The sequence below is a fragment of the Oscillibacter sp. GMB15532 genome, from assembly GCF_041020825.1.
Lineage (GTDB): Bacteria > Bacillota > Clostridia > Oscillospirales > Oscillospiraceae > Oscillibacter.
This window is the reverse complement of sequence record NZ_JBEVTO010000006.1, coordinates 206,139-225,160: the sequence shown is the minus strand read 5'-3', so window position 1 is coordinate 225,160 and position 19,022 is coordinate 206,139. Positions and strand designations below refer to the sequence as shown.

Genomic DNA, 19,022 nt, shown 5'->3' with positions numbered 1-19,022 from the left:
GCCGATAAGGAGTTCGCCGTACCCATGGTTAAAAAACGCCGTCGCCGCCGTATTTCTCCGCTTCAGCGCCGCCTGATGGGGCTTGTGGTCATTCTGTCCGTTTTTGTGGGCCTGACCCTGACCTACAAGGCCATTGTCCGCCCGCCCCAATTGGAGGGCGAGGACGGCGCAGGTCTTCCCGCTTCGTCTCAGGCCTTCTCCTCCGCGGAGCTGGCCTTGCAGGATGCCGACCAGTTGGCCCTGGCGGCAAAGGCCGCCCACTCGGCCCGGAAGTCCGATTTTTACACAATCCTTGTCTCCGGCGTGGACGACGGAAACGGCGGCAGCGACACCAATATTCTGGTGGCGGTGGACGCCGGGGCCGGACGGATCTACGGTGTGAACATTCCCCGGGACACCAAAAGCCGCATCAACGGCAAAAACTATAAATTCAACGCCGCCTACAACCTCGGCGGCATGGACCAGGCGGCAGAAACCCTGTCGGGTCAGCTGGGGATTCCGGTGGACTACACCGTGGAGGTCAGTCTGAAGGCCTTTTCCGCGTTGGTAGACGCCATCGGCGGCGTGGATTTCAACATCCCTGTGGACATGGACTATGACGACCCGATACAAAACCTGTCCATTCACTTCACCGCCGGGACGCGGCATCTGAACGGGACAGAGGCGCTGAAGGTGGTCCGCTTCCGCCATAACAACGACGGCACGGGCTACGGCAGCGAGGACATTGGCCGGATGAAAACCCAGCAGGATTTTTTAAAGGCCGTGGCAAAGCAGACCCTGCGGCCCGCCAACCTGACGAAAATCTCCCAGTTTGCAAAGATTTTTCAGCAGTATGTGAAAACCGACCTGGAGCTGGGCGAGCTTGCCTGGCTGGGGCAGGAGGCCTTCTCCATGGGCGCGGACAACGTGAATTTTTCCACCCTGCCGGGGGAGTGGCATTCCCCCTATATTTACCTGAATGCAGACGAGGTTTTGAGCATCGTCAACGAGTATCTTAACCCCTATGTGGAGGACCGGGTGTTGGCGGATCTGAACATTTTGTCCTGAGCGCGGCTGCGCCATGAAAGAAGAAGAGGAGGCCCTATGATACATCTGAAGCTGCGCCTGCCGGGGCTGCTGCTGGCGTTTGTTCTGGCAGCCGGCCTGTGCGTGCCCGCGGCGGCGGCTGAAAACTCGGCGGACAATTTCGTCCGCGGGAAAACCTATGCCGGGGAATTCTCCGACGTGACCCCCGACTCGGTTTTTTACGACAACGTGGCGGCCCTGTACGAATACGGACTTTCAGTGGGCAAGAGCGACGGCACTTTCGGCCCGAAGGATCGCATGACCGTGGGCCAGATCGTGATTTTCGCGGGCCGCATCCGCAGCCTGTACGCCACGGGAGACGCAGAGGCCGGTGCCACCGCCTTCCGAGCGGAGGGCCAGTCGGCCTATGAGTCGTATCTCGCATATCTCCAAAGTGTCGGCGCGCTTGCCTCGGAGCTGGACGGGCTTTATCAAGGCCCCGCCACCCGGGCACAGACCGCCCATGTACTGGCGGCGGCTCTCCCCGCGCAGACGCTTTTCCCTGTCAACGACGAATTGGTGACAAGAGCTTACGCCTCCCGTCAGTTTATCACGGACGTGACGGAGTATACACCCTATTACAACGATATTCTGACGCTTTACAAAGCCGGCGTGTCCGCCGGGTCCGACAGCGCGGGAACCTTTGGCCCTGAAAACGCGGTGACGCGCGGGGCGGCGGCGGCCATGCTGACCCGGATCGTGGACCCCGCTTTGCGTCTGACGCCTGCGTGGACCGTGCTGGAGGTCCCGGAAGCGCCGGATTACAGCGTAGCGGGCACCTCCTGGGGAGACTTGGTCACCTCAGGCGCCACCTATTTCCCCTCCCCCTCCGCGCAGGAGCAGATTGCCTCCAGCGTGGCCTATATGCTCTCTCAGGAGACAAACGTGCTGGAGCTGAATTACGGCACGTACATTACCTCCGCACAGGCGGGCGACATAATGAACAAGGCGCTGGCTGTCGTCAAGTCCTATTGTGAGCAGATGTACAACTCCGTGGAGTGCACCTACGAAACGATGACCGGGCGGGTGACGCTGACTTTTTCCGCCGTGTCGGCGGAGGCCAACCTTCCCGCCTATCGGGACTATACCCTTCAAGCCGCCATCGCCCTGCACGACCGGCTTTGGGCCGAGGGCGCGATCACAGCCACCATGACCCAGATGGAAAAAGCGAAAGTCTACTTCCAGTGGATTTGTGACAACTGTGTTTACGACACCGCCGCCGGAAACGACTCCCTCTCTCACATCGCCTATACCCTCTTCCGCCACGGAACGGCCGTGTGCGACGGGTACTCCGGGGCCTACAACCTGCTTTTAAAGCTGGAGGGAATCGACTGCTACGCCCTGTCCAACCCTGAGCACATCTGGACGGTGGCCACCCTGGACGGTACGTCCTATCACATCGATACCACGTGGGGCGACGGCGCAAACAGCGTGGACTACCGTTATTTTGCCATGACCGAGGCGCAGTCCCGCAGCTTCCATCCATGGTAAATACATAAACACAGCCGCGCCGGAGAGCATTCTCCGGCGCGGCTGGTTTTTATAAAAGGTCCGGTTTGTCAGATTCTTTTCTGTTTTCCGGAAAAGCCGGTTTTTCCTCAAAGAGGCCGCCGTCCCTCCTCCAGCTTGCGCAGCTGGCGCAGAAATTCCTCCGGCAGAGGGCAGGTAAGCTCCACCGGCAATCCCGTGCGGGGATGAAGAAACCGAAGACCCGCCGCGTGAAGACACTGTCCCTGCAATCCCGGGACGGGCTTTTTCGCGCCGTACACCGTGTCCCCCAGAATGGGGTGGCCCAAATGCGCCATGTGGACGCGAATCTGGTGGGTGCGCCCCGTCTCCAAATGGCAGCGCACGTGGGTGAAACCGGGATAGCGGGCAATGACCTCCCAATGGGTCACGGCCCGGCGGCCCCCCTGTACCACCGCCTGCTTTTTTCGGTCGGCGGGAGAGCGGCCAAGGGGCGCGTCCACCGTACCGGAATCCTCCCTGAGATTTCCCACCACGATGCATTCGTAGGTCCGGGCCAGCGTATGGTCCTGAAGCTGGGCGGAAAGCCGACCGTGGGCAAAATCATTTTTCGCGGCGATGATGAGGCCCGAGGTGTCTTTATCGATGCGATGGACAATGCCTGGACGCAGCACCCCGCCCACACCGGAAAGCGAATCGCCGCACCGGTTCAGCAGGGCGTTGACCAGCGTGCCGCCGGGATGGCCCGGGGCGGGGTGGACCACCAGTCCCCGGGGCTTGTTCACAACGATCACGTCCCCGTCCTCGTACACCACATCCAGCGGAATATCCTCCGGCAAGGCTTCGGACATCTCGGGCGGCGGCAGCTCCACGGTCACCGTCTCCCCGCCGGTAAGGCGCAGGCTTTTGGCGGGCTTTTTCCCGTCCACCAGCACCTTCCCCTCCCCGATCAGCCGCGCGGCGGCAGAGCGGGTCAGTCCGGGGCCCCGGGCGGTCAAGAACGCATCCAGCCGCGCCGCGTCGTCAGGACTTGCTTTCAGCGTCAGCGTTTCCATCGGCGTTTTCCTTCCCATCGTATTTCTCATAAAACCACAGGTAGTATACCGCCCCCAGAATGGCCCCGGACACGATGCAGATGTCCGCCACGTTGAACACGGGGTAGTGCACAAACTGGAAGTTGAACATATCCACCACATACCCCAGCCGCGCACGGTCGAGGATATTACCAAGGCCCCCGGAGATAATCAGCGTGGCGGCAACCAGTCCCAGAGGATGGCGGACCAGCTTTTTCACCACGACAAAAATCACCGCCAGCACGATGGCCCCGGTCATGGCCAGCAGCAGCCACCGCATCCCGGAAAAGCTGGACCAAGCCGCGCCGTAGTTATGAATCCGCAGCAGTTCCAAAAATCCCGGGAACAGAGGCGCGGACGCGCCCAGCTCCAGATGGACCGTCACCCAATATTTGACCCACTGGTCCGCAGCCAAAAGCCCTGCGCCGGCAATAAGATAGAGCATAAAAGACCTCCCTGCGCGGTATGCGCCGATTCTCTTGAAGATTTATGCCCTATCCTACCCCATTTTGGCAAAAAAAGCAACTTCCTCATGGGCGCGTCTTTTCCCGTGTGCGGGACCCCGCTCTCCGGGAAATGCGGCTTGTGCTTTTTTTTGTTTTGTGATAAGCTAACGTGGATAAATTATCGACATTTTCAGGTTTTGGAGGATTTACCCTTGGAACGCAAAAACGTTACCATTGCCCCGGATGAGATTGCGCACCAGCGGGGCTTTACGGAATTGATTCGCACCATGCTTTTGGCGCGGGAGAGCCGCCCCGCCGCCTGCGTGGACACCTTCGGCTGCCAGCAAAACGTGGCAGACGGGGAAAAGCTGATGGGCATGCTGAAAGAGATGGGCTTTTCCCTCACCGACGAGCCGAAGGAGGCCGACGTGGTGATTCTCAACACTTGCGCCATCCGGGAGCATGCGGAGCAGCGGGTATTTGGCAACCTCGGCGCCCTGACCCACACCAAAAAAGCCAATCCCCACCAGATTATCTGCCTGTGCGGCTGCATGGCGCAGGAGGATCGGGTGTCCAAGCGAGTGAAGGAATCCTATCGCCATGTGGATTTGGTGTTTGGCCCTCACGCGCTGTGGAAATTCCCGGAGCTTTTGTGGCAGGTATACGAGTCCCACGGGCGGGTATTTGCCGTGGAGGACGAAGTGGGCAGCATTGCCGAGGGGCTTCCCACCCTTCGCCAGGAGGGGGCCAAGGCCTGGGTTTCCATTATGTACGGGTGCAACAACTTTTGTTCGTACTGCATCGTGCCCTACGTCCGGGGCCGGGAGCGCAGCCGGGACAAGGACGCGGTTTTGGCGGAGGTGCGGGAGCTAGTGGAGGCCGGATACAAGGAAATTACTCTCCTCGGCCAGAACGTAAATTCCTATGGAAACGACCTTGGCGGCGGATACGACTTTGCGGACCTGCTCTCCGACATCGACCAGATTCCCGGGGACTATCTCATCCGCTTCATGTCCAGCCACCCCAAGGACGCGACCCACAAGCTGTTTGACGTCATGGCCCGGTGTTCCCACGTTGCAAAGCAGCTCCACCTTCCCTTCCAGTCCGGCAACAACCGGGTTCTCAAGGAGATGAACCGGCGGTACACCCGGGAGCAGTATCTGGAGGAAATCAACTACGCCAAGGCGAAAATGCCCAATCTGGTGCTCACCAGCGACGTGATTATCGGCTTTCCCGGGGAAACGGAGGCGGAGGCCATGGAAACCGTGTCCTTGGTGGAGGACGTGGGCTTTGACGCCCTGTTTACCTTTATTTACAGTCCCCGTCCCGGCACAAAGGCGGCAGAGCTGCCCGACCCGGTGCCCCGCAGCGAAAAGCAGAAGTGGTTTGACCGGCTGCTGGAGGTGCAAAACGCCAAGTCTGCCGCCGCCCACGCCGCCTATGTGGGGAAAACCCTGCGCGTTCTGGTGGACGGGGAAAGCGAAGACACCGATTGGCCCCTTTCCTCCCGTACGGAGGGGAACCGTCTGGTGCGCGTCAAGGGAAACAAATCCCTGATCGGGACCTTTGCAGACGTAAAAATTACCGACAGCAATACCTGGGCACTGTACGGAGAGGCAGTCACAGTCTGAATTTCCTCGGCGGCTTTTGCCGCGGGTTTTTGAAAGGAGCGAATCTCATGAAGATTACAACCTTGCTTGAAAACACCTCCTGCCGCACCGACGTGGTTCACGCCCACGGACTGAGCCAGTATGTGGAGACGAAAACCCACAAAATCCTCTTTGATATGGGTCCCGGCCCCGCCGTACTGGACAACGCCCGCGCTCTGGGGGTGGATTTGGCCTTGGTGGACACCGCTGTGCTCTCCCACGCCCACGACGACCATTCCGGAGGCCTTGCCCCGTTTCTTTCCGTCAACGAAACTGCACGGGTTTATCTCAGCCGCGCAGCCATGGGCGACTATTATGCAATGGGCAAAAACGGCGTTCCGGAGTTTATCGGGATGCCGGAGGAGATCCGCCCCTTTGAAGACCGACTGACGCTTACCGGGGACGCGCTGACAATTGACGACACGCTAAGGCTTTTTTCCGACATCAAAACCGCCGATTACCGTTCCCATGCCAACGATAAGCTGAAAGAGAAGCAAGGTGAGGACTACCCCATGGACGAGTTTCGCCACGAGCAGAACCTTCTGATTTGCGAGGACGGCAAGGCCGTTTTACTTGCGGGCTGCTCCCACCGGGGCATCGTCAACATCCTGCGCCGGGCGGAGGAGCTTTTGGGCCGGTCGCCGGACGCGGTATTTGCCGGGTTCCATTTGTACAACCCCGGCACCGGCGAGACGGAGCCCCGGGAACTGGTGGAGGCCGTGGGTCGGGAGCTTTTGGCTCGGAAGCTTACCGTTTACTACACCGGCCACTGCACCGGGCAGGACGCGTTCGCCATTTTAAAAGAGCTGCTGGGCGACCGGCTTCACTACATGACCGGCGGCACAACTTCGGAAATCTGAGATAACCGGCCGCAAGCTGGGAAATCCGTCGTGCTGTCGGTGCGGCTCTGAAAATATGGCGCACCTTGCGCCAAAACAGAAATTCTTACATACATTGTCCCGCGTATTGACGGGACCTGCGGCTTTTAGCTTAGAAAGAGAATGAGGTGACCCATCCATGGCGGAATTGACCCCCATGATGAAGCAGTATCTGAAAATCAAGGAGCAAAACCCGGATTCCATCGTGTTTTTCCGTCTGGGGGACTTCTATGAGATGTTCGACAGCGACGCGCGCACCGCATCGAAGGAGCTGAACCTGACCCTTACCAGCCGGGACAAGGACCCAACCAAGGCCCCGGAGGACCGGGTTCCCATGTGCGGGATCCCCTATCACTCCAGCGACGCGTACATCGCCCGGCTGATTGCCAAGGGCTACAAGGTGGCCATCTGTGAGCAGATGGAGGACCCCGCGACGGCCAAGGGTCTGGTGGAGCGGGACATCATCCGGGTGGTGACGCCGGGCACGGTGATCGACGCGGCGTGTCTGGACGAGAAGGCGGGCAATTTTCTTTGCGGAATCTATCTCGACTCCAAACACGCCGGGGCGGCCTTTTGCGACATGTCCACCGGTGAAACCCACGTCACGTCCTTTTCAGGGAAAGACCGGGCGGAGCACATTGTCAACGAGCTGGGCCGCTTCTCTCCCGCCGAGGCAGTGATAAACGACGGGGCCTTTGCCGAGGAGCATTTGACGGAAGCCCTGTGCGAAAAATTCAACTGCCGGGTGGAAAACGGCGGCGAGGGCCGCTTCCTGCCGGGAGAAGCGGAGAAAAACATCCGCGCCCAATTCGGAGAAGACGGCTGGCAAAGCCTGCCCACGGACAATCCGGCAGCGGGGATGGCGCTGGGCGGACTTTTAAAATATCTTTACGAAACCCAAAAGACAGACCTAAGCCACATCAACCGGCTGGACTATTACGAGCAGGGCCGGTTTATGGAGCTGGATTTAAGCTCCCGCAGAAATCTGGAGCTGACAGAGACGATGCGGGGCAAAGAGCGGCGGGGCAGCCTTCTGTGGGTTTTGGACAAGACGAAAACCTCCATGGGAGGCCGGTGCCTGCGGGGCTGGCTGGAACGGCCCTTGCTCTCCGTCACCGCTATCAACAGCCGCCTTTCCGCCGTGGCCGCGCTGGTGGACAACACCATCGGCCGCGAGGAACTGATTGCCTCTATGAGCGGGCTGGGGGATTTGGAGCGCCTGATTGGACGCATCACCTACGGAACCGCCGGCGGGCGGGACCTTTCTGCCCTGCGCTGCGCCATTGAAAAGCTACCGGACATCGGGGGCCGCCTTTCCGCGTTTTCCGACCGCCGACTTCGCGAGCTTTCGGACCTGTTGGACCCGCTTGCGGACGTGGGGGCGCTGATCGCCGCCGCCATCTGCGACGAACCGCCCTTTTCCGTTCGGGAGGGAGGCTTTATCCGGGACGGATACGATGCCGAGGTGGACCGGCTTCGCAGCGTGATGAACGGGGGAAAGGGATTGCTTGCGGACATCGAGGCCCGGGAAAAGGAGAAAACCGGCATCCGCACCCTGAAGGTGGGCTTCAACAAGGTCTTCGGCTATTACATTGAGGTCAGCAAGTCCATGATTGACAAGGTTCCCGACAGCTACATCCGCAAGCAGACCACCACAAACGGCGAGCGGTATGTCACGCAAGAGCTAAAGGATTTGGAGCGGGAGATTCTCACCGCCTCGGAGCGGGTGACGGCGCTGGAATATCAGCTTTTTACCACGCTGCGGGAAAAAATCGTGGCCGAGGCCGCCCGCATCCAGCAGACCGCGGCGGCAGCAGCGGAGCTGGACGCGCTGGGGTCCCTTGCAAGCGTCGCGGCCCGGAACGGCTATTGCCGTCCCCATGTGGACGAGTCCGGCGTGATTGAAGTGACCGGGGGACGGCACCCCGTGGTGGAGCAGGTGCTGAAGGACAGCCTGTTTGTCCCCAATGACACGTTTATGGGTGAGCGGGAGCAGCGGGTAGCCGTCATTACCGGCCCCAACATGGCGGGTAAATCCACCTATATGCGGCAGGTGGCTTTGATTGTGCTGCTGGCGCAGGTCGGCTCCTTCGTCCCCGCCGCCGCGGCCCGCATCGGCGTGGTGGACCGGATTTTTACCCGCATCGGCGCCAGCGACGATCTGGCGGCGGGCCAGTCCACCTTCATGGTGGAGATGACGGAGGTGGCGGACATTCTCCGCCACGCCACGAAAAAAAGCCTGCTGATTTTGGATGAAATCGGAAGGGGTACCTCTACCTTCGACGGCATGTCCATCGCCCGTGCGGTGGTGGAGCACTGCGCAGACCCCAAAAAGCTGGGGGCCAAAACCCTGTTTGCCACCCACTATCACGAGCTGACGGAACTGGAGGACACGCTCCCCGGCGCGGTAAACTACAACATTGCCGTGAAAACCCGGGGCGAGGACATCATTTTCCTGCGCAAAATCGTCCCCGGCGGGGCGGACCGGAGCTATGGCATCGAGGTCGCAAAGCTGGCGGGCCTGCCCGACAAGGTGGTGGCCCGGGCGAGAACCGTTTTGGAAGAGCTGGAGGCGGAAAACGGCGTACAGTACGTAAAGCCGCGGCAGGAGGCCCGACAGGTGTCTTTGGACGCGGTGGGCGAGGGCGAGGTGCTGGACGCGCTACGCCGCTGCCAGCCGGATACGCTGACCCCCATTGAGGCCATGGGCCTTTTGTACGAGCTGAAACGCAAGCTGTCCTGACAACAACGAAAAGGAGAACTACATGGCAAGACAGCGCACAAATGCAAACCTCTCCTCCGGCGAGGTAACGGGCGGCACGATTTTCTTTGTGGTCTATCTGCTGGTCCTTCCCTTTGCAACAGACCCTTTGTTTCGGCTGGCGGAGCTGCTTTTAGATATCAATATCAGCCCCGGCATGCAAAGCGCTATTTATTATTACGTGCTGTTTGCCGTCACGGCGATGATTTTTCACGGTCTTCTGGGCCGCTCCACCCGGACGCTGGTGGATAACGCGGCGCTGGCCGCGAAAACTCTCGGCATGGGTCTTGTGGCATTGTATGGGCTAAATGAGCTGGCCTATCGCCTGACCCACGCGCTGATGAACAACCAGACCAACCTGAACGACGTCAGCATTTCCGCCCGGATTGATGCCGCCCCCTTAAGCACGCTGCTCATTGTTCTGTTTCTGGCCCCCTTTGTGGAGGAATTTCTCTTCCGGGGCCTTGTCTTCGGGGGCCTGCGGAGCCGCAGCCGCACAGTTGCGTATCTTGTAAGCTGTGTTTTATTTGCATTTTTACATGTGTGGCAGTATGCCTGGGGAAATCAGGACGCAACCTATTTCTGGCTGATGCTGCAATATCTGGTGCCCGGTGCGGTGCTTGCCTGGGCCTACGACCATTCAGGAACCCTGTGGACCTCCGTGGCGCTGCACGGACTGGCCAATGCGCTGAGCGTGCTGGTCTCGCGGCTGTAAGCGGAGGAATTAGAAAGGCTTTGCTATGACAATTCCCCACATTCAACAACTGGACCCCCATGTGGCAGACCTGATTGCCGCCGGCGAGGTGGTGGAGCGGCCCGCCAGTGTGGTAAAAGAACTGGTGGAAAACGCCGTGGACGCGGGTGCCTCCGCCATAACGGTGGAGCTGCAAAATGGCGGAATGCGCCTGATCCGCGTGACGGACGACGGCTGCGGAATCGCCCGGGAGGAACTGCCCACCGCATTTTTGCGCCATGCCACCAGCAAGCTCCGCGCCGCGGAGGATTTGGCAGGCGTAGGCACCCTGGGTTTTCGGGGCGAGGCACTGGCGGCCATCGCTTCCGTGAGTCGGGTGGAGATTTCCTCCTGCCGCCGGGGCGAAACCGGCGCTTCCCTCCGCTTGGAGGGCGGCATTGCGGAATCGGTGCGGGACGCGGGGGTCCCGGAGGGGACGACCATCGCCGTACGGGATTTGTTTTTCAATACCCCTGCGCGACTGAAGTTTATGAAAAAGGACAGCGCGGAAACCGCCGCGGTAAACGGCTTAATGCAGCATCTGGCCCTGAGCCATCCCGAGATTTCCTTCCGCTTTATCAAGGACGGAACCGAGGCTCTCCACACCCCCGGTGACGGAAAGGCGGACTCCGCCATTTACGCCGCTCTTGGCCGGGAATTTGCCCGCACGCTCACGCCCGTGGAGGGCCGGGGCAGCGAGGTGTCTGTCTCCGGCTTTGTGACAAAGCCTCTTTTGGGCCGAGGCTCCCGCTCCATGCAGACGTTTTTTGTCAACGGACGGTTTATCAAGTCCCAGCTTCTCACCGCCGCGCTGGAGGAGGGATACCGCAATCAACTGATGAAGGGGAAATTCCCCGGCTGCGTGCTGCGGATTGACCTGCCGGTGACGGAGGTGGACGTGAACGTCCACCCTGCCAAAACCACCGTGAAATTTTCAAGGGACCGGGAGGTGTTCGACGCGGTGTACCACACCGTGCTGGACAGTCTGGCGGCGGACGGACTTCCCCAAGCGGCGGCTACTGCGCCGGAGACCGTTGTAAATCCCCGGGGGGATTTTTACCAGACTATGGACGCGAAAGCCTTTCGCCACAGCGCGCTTTCCGGGGGCGGCAACGCCGGAGCCCAATGGCGAATTGCCGACCAGCCACAAATCCCGGAAGAAAAAGCCCCCGCTTTTACCGGGTGGAACACCGAGCGGCCCTCCTCCGTCCGTGTGGCGGACAGCGCCCGGGAAGCGTTTGCATATGCTCCCTCCCATCCGGTGGAGCTTTCCGTTCCGGTTTCCGGCGGCTTTGCGGCAACGGAGGAACCCGCCCGCGAGACTTGGAGCGCTGGAACCCCGGCTGTGGGCAGTGAAGCAGAAAAGCCTGCGCACCTCGAAGAGGGGGCACGCTTTGTCCGGCAGTCCGCCGATTCCACACCCGTAGGGCCGCAGGTTTCAAAGGAAAGGCCCTTTGTCCCCGCCATTCCCATGGAGCAGGAGATTTTGCCCCTTCCGGGAGAGCGGATGACGCAGGACGGGCCGGAGGCCCCCTGGCGCATCGCGGGCGAGGTTTTAAAAACCTATATTGTCTGCGAAGACGGACACCAGAATGTGTGGCTCATCGATAAGCACGCCGCCCACGAGCGGGTCAACTTCGACCGTCTGATGGCGTCCCAGCAGCCCCCCATGCGCCAGACCCTGCTGCGCCCTGTTGCGGCGGAGCTGTCCCGGGAGGACTGCGCACTGCTGCTGGAAAATCTTCCGCTGCTGGAATCTCTGGGCCTCGCCTGCGAGGACTTTGGGGATGGGGCGGTGCTGGTGCGGGAGGTCCCGGCGGATCTGGACGCGGCGGATATTCCCGCCACGCTGGAGGAGCTGGCAGAAAGCCTCCGCGCCGGGCGCAGTCCCACGGAAAAGCGGCAGAACCTGCTGCACACCATCGCCTGTAAGGCCGCCATCAAAGCAGGCTGGGACAGCGATGAAAGCGAGCTGCGGACACTGGTGGACAAGGTGCAGTCCGGCGAGATTCAATACTGCCCCCACGGACGGCCCGTGAAAGCACGGATGACCAAATATGAGCTTGAAAAAATGTTCAAACGGGCATAGACGGAAAGGAGCTACACAATGGGAAAGCGATTCGTGAAAATAGACGGCGAGGGAACCATCAACGGCAGTGAAATCTGGGTGGACCGGGAGACGGGGGTAAACTATTTCTTCCATTTCAGCGGCTCTGCCGCAGGGCTGACCCCACTTTTGAACGCCAACGGAACACCCATTGTCACCCCACTGAGCCTGGAGGACTGATATGGCGGAAAAGCTCATCTGCGTGGTGGGCCCCACCGCCTGCGGAAAAACGAAGCTGGGCGTTCTGCTGGCCCAAGCATACAACGGAGAGGTCATCTCCTGTGACTCCATGCAGATTTACCGGGGCATGACCATCGGCACCGCCGCCCCTACGCCGGAGGAGACGGAGGGGATTCCCCACCACATGCTTGCCGTGGCAGACCCGGAAGAAAGCTGGTCCGCCGCCCGATATGTCTCCGCAGCTACGCCGGTGGTGGAAGACATTCTGGCCAGGGGCAAGCGCCCCGTTTTGGTGGGCGGCACCGGATTGTGGCTGGACGCGCTGCTGCGGGGCCACGGCTTTGCACCCGGCATGGCGGGCGGCGCCATCCGGGCGAAGCTGGAAACCCGGCTGGAGCAGGACGGCATCGGCCCTCTTTTGGAGGAGCTGCGCCGGGTAGACCCCATTTCCGCCGAAAAGCTCCACCCCGCCGACGAAAAGCGCATTCTTCGCGCATTGGAGGTTTTTCACGAGACGGGGCAGACCATCTCCGCCCACAACGCCGCCGAGCGGGCTTTGCCCCCCAGATTCGACGCGGTGAAAATCGGGCTGCGGTTTGCCGACCGGGACGACATGAAAGCCCTGATTGACCGCCGGGTGGACGCCATGGTGGACGCGGGGCTTTTGGACGAGGTCCGCGGGCTTTTGCGCCGAGGCCTCCCCCGCAGCGCCACCGCCATGCAGGCCATCGGCTATAAGGAGTTCGCCGGGGTTCTGGCGGGTGAAAAAACCGAGGACGAGGCCGTGGAAGAGGTGAAGCTCCGCTCCCGGCAATACGCCAAGCGTCAGCTTACCTGGCTGCGGCGGGACCCGTCCGTCCGCTGGATTGAATGGGAAAAAAACCGAGATTTTGTCCGCGCCATGCAGATTTCGACTGAAATTCTCTCCGAGGAGGGCTTATTCTAGGTCCAAGGCGGGCAGAGAGAGCTCGGTCCGCTTGAAAAAAAGAAAAGGAGCGGATACATATGCAGAACAAATCAAATTTGCAGGACATTTTTCTCACCAAGGCCCGTCGGGATCGGGTCCCTGTCACGCTGTTTTTAATGAATGGCTTTCAGATGCGGGGAATTATCACTGGGTTCGACTCTTTTGTGGTGGTTCTGGATTCCGAGGGTAAGCAGCAGGTGATTTACAAGCATGCCATTTCCACCATCGCTCCCGTGCGGACGGTGGACCTGAATGAGGAATAACCGGGCGGAGGAAACCCGGCGTGTCCCGCCCAAGAGACAAGAAGGTACCTATGAAAAAACACAACGCTCCGAAAATCGAATCCGTCAGAAGCGTGGAGGAGGAAGCGGCCCCCGGCCGGGACACCGCCGGGAAAAAGGGTGGGTCGCTGGGCGCCAAAGCCTTAACGGTTTTGATTTTTCTGGCCGTTCTGACCTACTTTGGAGTCAAGGTCTATCAGGCCTATGCCGACCCGCTGATTACCGCCGTGGCCTATTCCTATCAGGTGGAGGACACCCTCTCCGTCACCGGCTTTCTGGTGCGGGACGAGCTGGTACTGCCGGATTCCGGGGGCGGACTGCTGCGGCTGACCCGGTGGGAGGGCGAGCGGGTAGCCGCAGGCGGAAAGGTTGCGCAGATTTATTCCGATCAGGCCTCCTTGGACCGGCAGACGGAAATTGACAAGCTCCAGACCCGTCTGGACCAGCTAAACTACGCGTCGGAGGCCGCCTCCGCCAGCGAAGCAGCCCTTCAGCTGGACAGCCAGATCGCGGAGACGCTTGTAACCATGCGCCGGGCCGTGGCCGCAGACCGGCTGGATACGGCCACGGGCAGCGTGACGGAGCTGGAGGCGCTGGTTCTGCGCCGGGACTACACCTATACGGACGCCGAAGAGCTGAAAGCACAGACGACGGAGCTGAAAAGCCAGCTTGCCGGGCTGAAGGCACAGTCGGCCGGTTCTACCCGGACGGTGAAGGCCCCAAAGTCGGGGCTGTATTCCGCCGTGGTGGACGGCTATGAAACAGTTTTGACGCCCAATGCGCTGGACACGCTGACCCCCGCTGCCCTTGGCAGCTTACAGCCCTCCGGGACCACCGGAGACGTGGGAAAGCTGGTGGTGGGAGACACGTGGTACTTTGCGGCCGCTTTTTCTACGGCCGACGCAAAGACCCTCGTTCCCGGCGCCACGCAGACACTGCGTTTTGCCAAGGGCGTGGACCGGGACTTGAGCGTCACCGTCCAGTCCGTCGGCGAGGCGGAGAACGGGCGGGTGGTCGTGGTGTTTCGCGGGCGCTCGTATCTGACGCAGCTCACGCTGCTGCGCCGCCAGTCCGCCGACGTGATTCTTTCCTCCTACTCGGGTATCCGGATTCCCCAGCAGGCCATCCGGGTGGACGAGAACGGCGCCGCCGGCGTTTACTGCATCGTGGGCGTGGAGTCCTGCTTCAAGCCGGTGACGGTGCTGTGGTCCGGGGACGACGATTACGCCGTGGTACGTGCCGACGGGGTTGACAAAACTGCCCTGCGCCCCGGCGATGAGGTAATTCTTTCCGCCGAGGGGCTGGAGCATGGCACGGTGGTCAGTTACGCAGGCTAGAGAAAGGAAGGCTTTTTATGTCCATTGGAGAAAACATTGCGCGGGTGCGCGCCGAAATTGCAGCTGTGGCCAAAGCCGCAGGCAGGGACCCGGCGGAGATTACGCTGGTTGGGGCCAGCAAAATGAACGACGCCGCGGCCTGCCGGGAGGCCATTGCCGCCGGAATCGACGCGCTGGGAGAAAACCGGGTACAGGAGCTTGTGTCCAAGCTGGAAGAAAACGCCTACGACGGCGCCCCCCTCCACTTCATCGGCCATTTGCAGCGCAACAAGGTGCGCCAGGTGGTGGGAAAGGCGGCGCTGATACAGTCCGTAGGCTCCGACGCACTGCTGGAGGAGATTGAAAGGCAGGCGGAAAAGCTGGAAATCGTGCAGGACATTCTTCTGGAGGTGAACGTGGGCGGCGAAGAGGCCAAAAGCGGCTATGACCCCTCGGATATTCCCGCCGCCGCCCAAAAGGCCAAGGAGCTGGCCCATGTCCGGCTTCGGGGACTGATGACAGTGCCCCCCATCGAAAAAAAACCGGGGGAGAATCTAACAAATTTTGAAAAAGTCGACAGGCTTTATGTTGACATAAATCAAAAACTATATGATAATACACTCGATATCTTGTCGATGGGGATGAGCGGGGACTATCCCGATGCCATCCGCGCCGGAGCCACCATGATCCGCGTGGGAACAGCCATTTTTGGCCACCGGGCGTACCCCGCCGCAAATCAGGAGGGAACTGTATGAGCCTTTTGGATGAACTGAAAAAATGGACTCACCCTTACGAGGATGAGGACGAGGACTTTGAAGATTTTGACGGACCGTCCCGCAGAGACAGCGCGTTTGAAGATCGCAAGTCTTCCCGGGGGGAGGACCGCCACAACAAGGTGGTCAACATTCACGCCACGACCCAGCTGAAGGTGGTTCTGGTAAAGCCGGAGCGGTTTGAAAACGCCTCGGAAATCGCGGACCATTTGAAGGACAAGCGCACCGTGGTGCTGAATCTGGAGTCCACCAACAAGGACGTAGCCCGGCGGCTGATCGACTTTTTGTCCGGCGTGGCTTATGCTGGGGAGGGTAAGATCAAAAAGGTGGCGGCCAATACATACATCATTACGCCCTACCATGTCGACATTCAGGGAGATCTGATTGACGAGCTGGAAAACAACGGCCTCTATTTCTAAGGCCGTCGTCCCGGCGGGCCCGGGAGAAAAATTTATGAAACCGGCGTCCCCGCGGACGCGGAGGGGGTTATTGCATTGCTGACACCGCAGGAGGTTTCCGGCCATGCGTTTGCAAAGGCCGTGATGGGCGGCTACAACATGGCCATGGTGGACGAATTTCTGGACGAAGTGACCGACGATTACACCGCGCTGTATAAGGAAAACGCGGCATTGAAGGCAAAAATGAAGGTATTGGTCGAAAAGGTGGAGGATTACCGCGCCACGGAGGACTCCATGCGGGCCACTCTGCTCACTGCCCAGAAGATGGCCGACTCCATCGTCCGAGAGGCGGAGGCAAAGCGCGACCAAATGCTGCGGGACGGGGAACTTCACGCGCAGGAGAAAATCGGGGCTATGCGCCGGGAGGCGGAGGAGATGCAGGAGCGTCTGCGTCTCGGTCAGCGAGAGCTGGCGGCCTTTTCGGAGCGGGTGCGCGGCCTGTGCCGCCAGCAGCTCCAGTTTTTAGAGCAGCTTCCTCAGGCGGAGGTAACCACGCCAGCCCCGTCGGCGCCGGAAATTCCCGCAGGAGAAATCGAGGCCAACATCATGGGCTCCTTCCAGCAGGAGGAACCTGACCCAGAAGGGGTTTCCACTCCGGCGGAGGCTTTCGCCGGAGAAGACGTACCTGCTCAGAGTGTGTCTTCCCAAGCCGAGTGGTCGCAGCCCGAGGAGCCGGTTCGTCCCGCGCCCGAGCGCACACCCGAACGCGTGGAGCAGCCCACCCCGCCGGAAGCGGAAAAGGGCGACGAATTTCCCTATCCCGAGGGAAACCCCTTTATCCCCATGTCGGAGGAGCCGACCAAAAAAATTGAGTTGGACGAATTGAAGTTCGGACGGAACTACAACCGGTCCGAATAAGCCGCTGGAAACGGAGACGAGGGGCTTTTGCCCCCGCTCCGCTTTTCCTGCGACCGGGCTCCGGGCGATGCGTTCGGCGGGGCTTGGGCTTTTCGGGCCACGGGCACGGATGGAGCACACGGAGCCGTTCAAACCGAGGGGGCTTTTGGGGAGCCGCCGGTTTGGGACGGTTTCGCCTTTTTGTGGGCTCCGCCCGGGAAAGGGAGGACTTTTATGCAGCGGGGAACCAGACCCATTGCGGCGTTTCTCTATGATTTTGACAAAACCCTGTGTACCACCGACATGCAGGACTACGCCTTTATTCCAAGCCTTGGAATGGCTCCCGCGGAATTTTGGGAACAGGCCAACCGCTTTGGCCGGGAAAACCGGATGGACGGGATTCTTGCCTATATGTACACCATGCTGCGGGAGGCGGGTCGGAAAAACCTGCCCTTTACCCGGGCGGAGCTGGTGGAAAAAGGGCGCAGCATTGTCCTGTTCCCCGGCGTGGAGGACTGGTTTTCCCGGGTGAACGCCTTTGGCGAGGAGCAGGGCGTGCAGGTGGAGCACTATGTCATCTCCTCCGGCCTGCGGGAAATTATCGAAGGAAGCTCCATCAGCGGGGCGTTCAAAGAGATTTACGCCAGCGAGTTTTATTACGACGAGCAGGGTTGTCCGGTCTGGCCCAAGCTGGCGGTAAATTTTACAGCCAAAACCCAGTTTGTCTACCGGATCAACAAGGGCGTGCTGGACGTATCCAACGACCGGGACCTGAACGCCTCCATGCCCGACGACGGCAAGCGCGTCCCTTTTACAAACATGATCTATGTAGGGGACGGCCTTTCCGACGTGCCCTGCATGAAAATGATGCGGGCCTACGGCGGGCAGGCCATCGCCGTGTATCAGGCGTCCAACCGAACGGGGGTGGAGGATTTGCTGGCCAAGGGCCGGGTGGACTTCATTTTCCCGGCGGACTATTCCCCCGGCACGGCGCTGGAGGAAACGGTGAAAAACATCCTGCGGCGCATGGCGATCACCGATCAATTGACGGAGGAAAACACCCAGCAGCTCCGTTCCGTCGGGCGGTGCGAGCTGCCGGAGCAGTCCTGCCTGTTTTAAGTAATGTAAGAATTTTCTTTACACGCTGTATAGTTTCTGTTAAACTATACAGCGTGTAATTTTGTGCCTAGGAATTGACGAAACCTGAGGCGGGTTATGGGAGACTGCCTTGTAGTTTCACCTGCAAATACGGCAACACCAGCCGGGTTTGTGCATGGGGCAGGCATCAAGTGCAGTTTGATTTTAAAGAGAAGATGATTCGACGGCGAATCAGCGCGAAGGAGAGAGAAACAATGAACACGGAATTTTCAAGGACCCTGTCCCTTTTGCGGCAGGAACGGGGTGTTTCCCAGCGGTTGGCTGCGGGAGAGCTGGGCATTTCTCAGGCCCTATTGAGCCACTATGAAAACGGGGCCCGGGAACCGGGCCTTGCGTTTGTGGTGCGGGCCTGCGAATACTACCATGTCTCAGCAGACTTTTTGCTGGGTCGGACCCTTACCCGGGAGGGCGGCGCGCTAACGGAGGACGACCTTGTCAGCATGGCGGATCAGGGGAATATTCTGCGGGGCAGCGTGCTGGCTACCCTGCAATCCAAGCTGATCGGCGGCGCAGTGAGCGTTTTGTTTGACCTTTTGGGCAAGCTGAACGACAAGGACGCGGTGAACGAAGCTGCACAGATGCTGGGAAGCGCCGTCTACATTCTTTTCCGCCGTCTGCACCGAGCCGGTGGCGGCAACGAGTCCATGTTTTCCGCCCCGGCGGAGTTGGTGTCCATGGGCCTTCCCTCCGCCGGGATGAAGCTGGCGGAGACGCGGTACGCCCGCTCACTGGAGACTTTGCGGGCCCAGCGGACAGACTTTCCCGACACCACCGGCGAAACGCTGAGCAAAAGCTATTCCGGCAGCGGCCAGTGCATCACGCAGGTGCTCCACAGCGCCGACGCAAGGACCGCAGCCCTTGTGAAAGAGTGAG

18 protein-coding genes are annotated in these 19,022 nt (G+C 60.3%); 16 read left to right on the top strand and 2 right to left on the bottom strand.

All coding sequences use genetic code 11. The features are described from left to right. Window positions 1–24: 24 nt before the first annotated feature. Together ABVS15_RS09240 and ABVS15_RS09235 are read left to right on the top strand one after the other, a co-directional pair. On the top strand, window positions 25–1,047 hold the full coding sequence (locus ABVS15_RS09240; RefSeq protein ID WP_369283442.1) for an LCP family protein: 1,023 nt from the start codon (window positions 25–27) through the stop codon (window positions 1,045–1,047). 36 nt (window positions 1,048–1,083) lie between these two features. Continuing rightward, window positions 1,084–2,556: an S-layer homology domain-containing protein gene (locus ABVS15_RS09235; RefSeq protein WP_369283441.1), complete on the top strand. Its 1,473-nt coding sequence runs from the start codon at window positions 1,084–1,086 to the stop codon at window positions 2,554–2,556. Between the two features lie 107 nt (window positions 2,557–2,663). Here ABVS15_RS09235 and ABVS15_RS09230 read toward each other — a convergent pair whose 3' ends face one another. Together ABVS15_RS09230 and lspA are read right to left on the bottom strand one after the other, a co-directional pair. Next, window positions 2,664–3,587: an RluA family pseudouridine synthase gene (locus tag ABVS15_RS09230; protein WP_369283440.1), complete on the bottom strand. Its 924-nt coding sequence runs from the start codon at window positions 3,585–3,587 to the stop codon at window positions 2,664–2,666. Further along, entirely contained in the window at window positions 3,556–4,050 is a 495-nt protein-coding gene (gene lspA / locus ABVS15_RS09225) for a signal peptidase II (RefSeq protein ID WP_369283439.1), read from the bottom strand. Before lspA ends, ABVS15_RS09230 begins: the two co-directional genes overlap by 32 nt. Window positions 4,051–4,263: 213 nt before the next feature. Here lspA and miaB point away from each other — a divergent pair, with 213 nt between their 5' ends. From miaB to ABVS15_RS09155, 14 genes are all read left to right on the top strand, one after another. Continuing rightward, on the top strand, window positions 4,264–5,682 hold the full coding sequence (gene miaB, locus ABVS15_RS09220; RefSeq protein ID WP_369283438.1) for a tRNA (N6-isopentenyl adenosine(37)-C2)-methylthiotransferase MiaB: 1,419 nt from the start codon (window positions 4,264–4,266) through the stop codon (window positions 5,680–5,682). 47 nt (window positions 5,683–5,729) lie between these two features. Further along, window positions 5,730–6,560 (top strand): MBL fold metallo-hydrolase, encoded by an 831-nt coding sequence (locus ABVS15_RS09215; RefSeq protein WP_369283437.1) that lies wholly within the window; start codon window positions 5,730–5,732, stop codon window positions 6,558–6,560. Between the two features lie 157 nt (window positions 6,561–6,717). Then, on the top strand, window positions 6,718–9,321 hold the full coding sequence (mutS, locus tag ABVS15_RS09210; protein WP_369283436.1) for a DNA mismatch repair protein MutS: 2,604 nt from the start codon (window positions 6,718–6,720) through the stop codon (window positions 9,319–9,321). 22 nt (window positions 9,322–9,343) lie between these two features. Beyond that, entirely contained in the window at window positions 9,344–10,054 is a 711-nt protein-coding gene (locus ABVS15_RS09205; RefSeq protein ID WP_369283435.1) for a lysostaphin resistance A-like protein, read from the top strand. A 25-nt stretch (window positions 10,055–10,079) separates the two neighbouring features. Further along, window positions 10,080–12,161 carry a DNA mismatch repair endonuclease MutL gene (gene mutL, locus ABVS15_RS09200; RefSeq protein WP_369283434.1) on the top strand — a complete coding sequence of 694 codons (2,082 nt, stop codon included), beginning with the start codon at window positions 10,080–10,082 and terminating at the stop codon, window positions 12,159–12,161. Window positions 12,162–12,179: 18 nt separating this feature from the next. Then, window positions 12,180–12,359 (top strand): DUF6440 family protein, encoded by a 180-nt coding sequence (locus ABVS15_RS09195; protein ID WP_369283433.1) that lies wholly within the window; start codon window positions 12,180–12,182, stop codon window positions 12,357–12,359. 1 nt (window position 12,360) lies between these two features. Next, complete coding sequence (miaA, locus tag ABVS15_RS09190; RefSeq protein WP_369283432.1) at window positions 12,361–13,305, top strand: tRNA (adenosine(37)-N6)-dimethylallyltransferase MiaA; 945 nt, start codon at window positions 12,361–12,363, stop codon at window positions 13,303–13,305. A 59-nt stretch (window positions 13,306–13,364) separates the two neighbouring features. Further along, window positions 13,365–13,589: an RNA chaperone Hfq gene (gene hfq, locus ABVS15_RS09185; RefSeq protein WP_293009942.1), complete on the top strand. Its 225-nt coding sequence runs from the start codon at window positions 13,365–13,367 to the stop codon at window positions 13,587–13,589. Between the two features lie 50 nt (window positions 13,590–13,639). Further along, window positions 13,640–14,944 carry an HlyD family efflux transporter periplasmic adaptor subunit gene (locus ABVS15_RS09180; RefSeq protein ID WP_369283431.1) on the top strand — a complete coding sequence of 435 codons (1,305 nt, stop codon included), beginning with the start codon at window positions 13,640–13,642 and terminating at the stop codon, window positions 14,942–14,944. A gap of 17 nt (window positions 14,945–14,961) precedes the next feature. After that, window positions 14,962–15,678, top strand: coding sequence for a YggS family pyridoxal phosphate-dependent enzyme (locus tag ABVS15_RS09175; protein ID WP_369283430.1), 717 nt, complete (start codon window positions 14,962–14,964; stop codon window positions 15,676–15,678). Then, window positions 15,675–16,115 carry a cell division protein SepF gene (locus ABVS15_RS09170; protein WP_369283429.1) on the top strand — a complete coding sequence of 147 codons (441 nt, stop codon included), beginning with the start codon at window positions 15,675–15,677 and terminating at the stop codon, window positions 16,113–16,115. The genes ABVS15_RS09175 and ABVS15_RS09170 overlap by 4 nt, the downstream gene beginning before the upstream one ends. 75 nt (window positions 16,116–16,190) lie before the next feature. Next, window positions 16,191–17,012, top strand: coding sequence for a DivIVA domain-containing protein (locus tag ABVS15_RS09165; protein ID WP_369283428.1), 822 nt, complete (start codon window positions 16,191–16,193; stop codon window positions 17,010–17,012). Window positions 17,013–17,225: 213 nt separating this feature from the next. After that, window positions 17,226–18,110, top strand: a complete 885-nt coding sequence (locus ABVS15_RS09160; protein WP_369283427.1) for an HAD family hydrolase — start codon at window positions 17,226–17,228, stop codon at window positions 18,108–18,110. A 233-nt stretch (window positions 18,111–18,343) separates the two neighbouring features. Then, window positions 18,344–19,021, top strand: a complete 678-nt coding sequence (locus ABVS15_RS09155) for a helix-turn-helix domain-containing protein (protein ID WP_369283426.1) — start codon at window positions 18,344–18,346, stop codon at window positions 19,019–19,021. Window position 19,022: the final 1 nt, after the last annotated feature.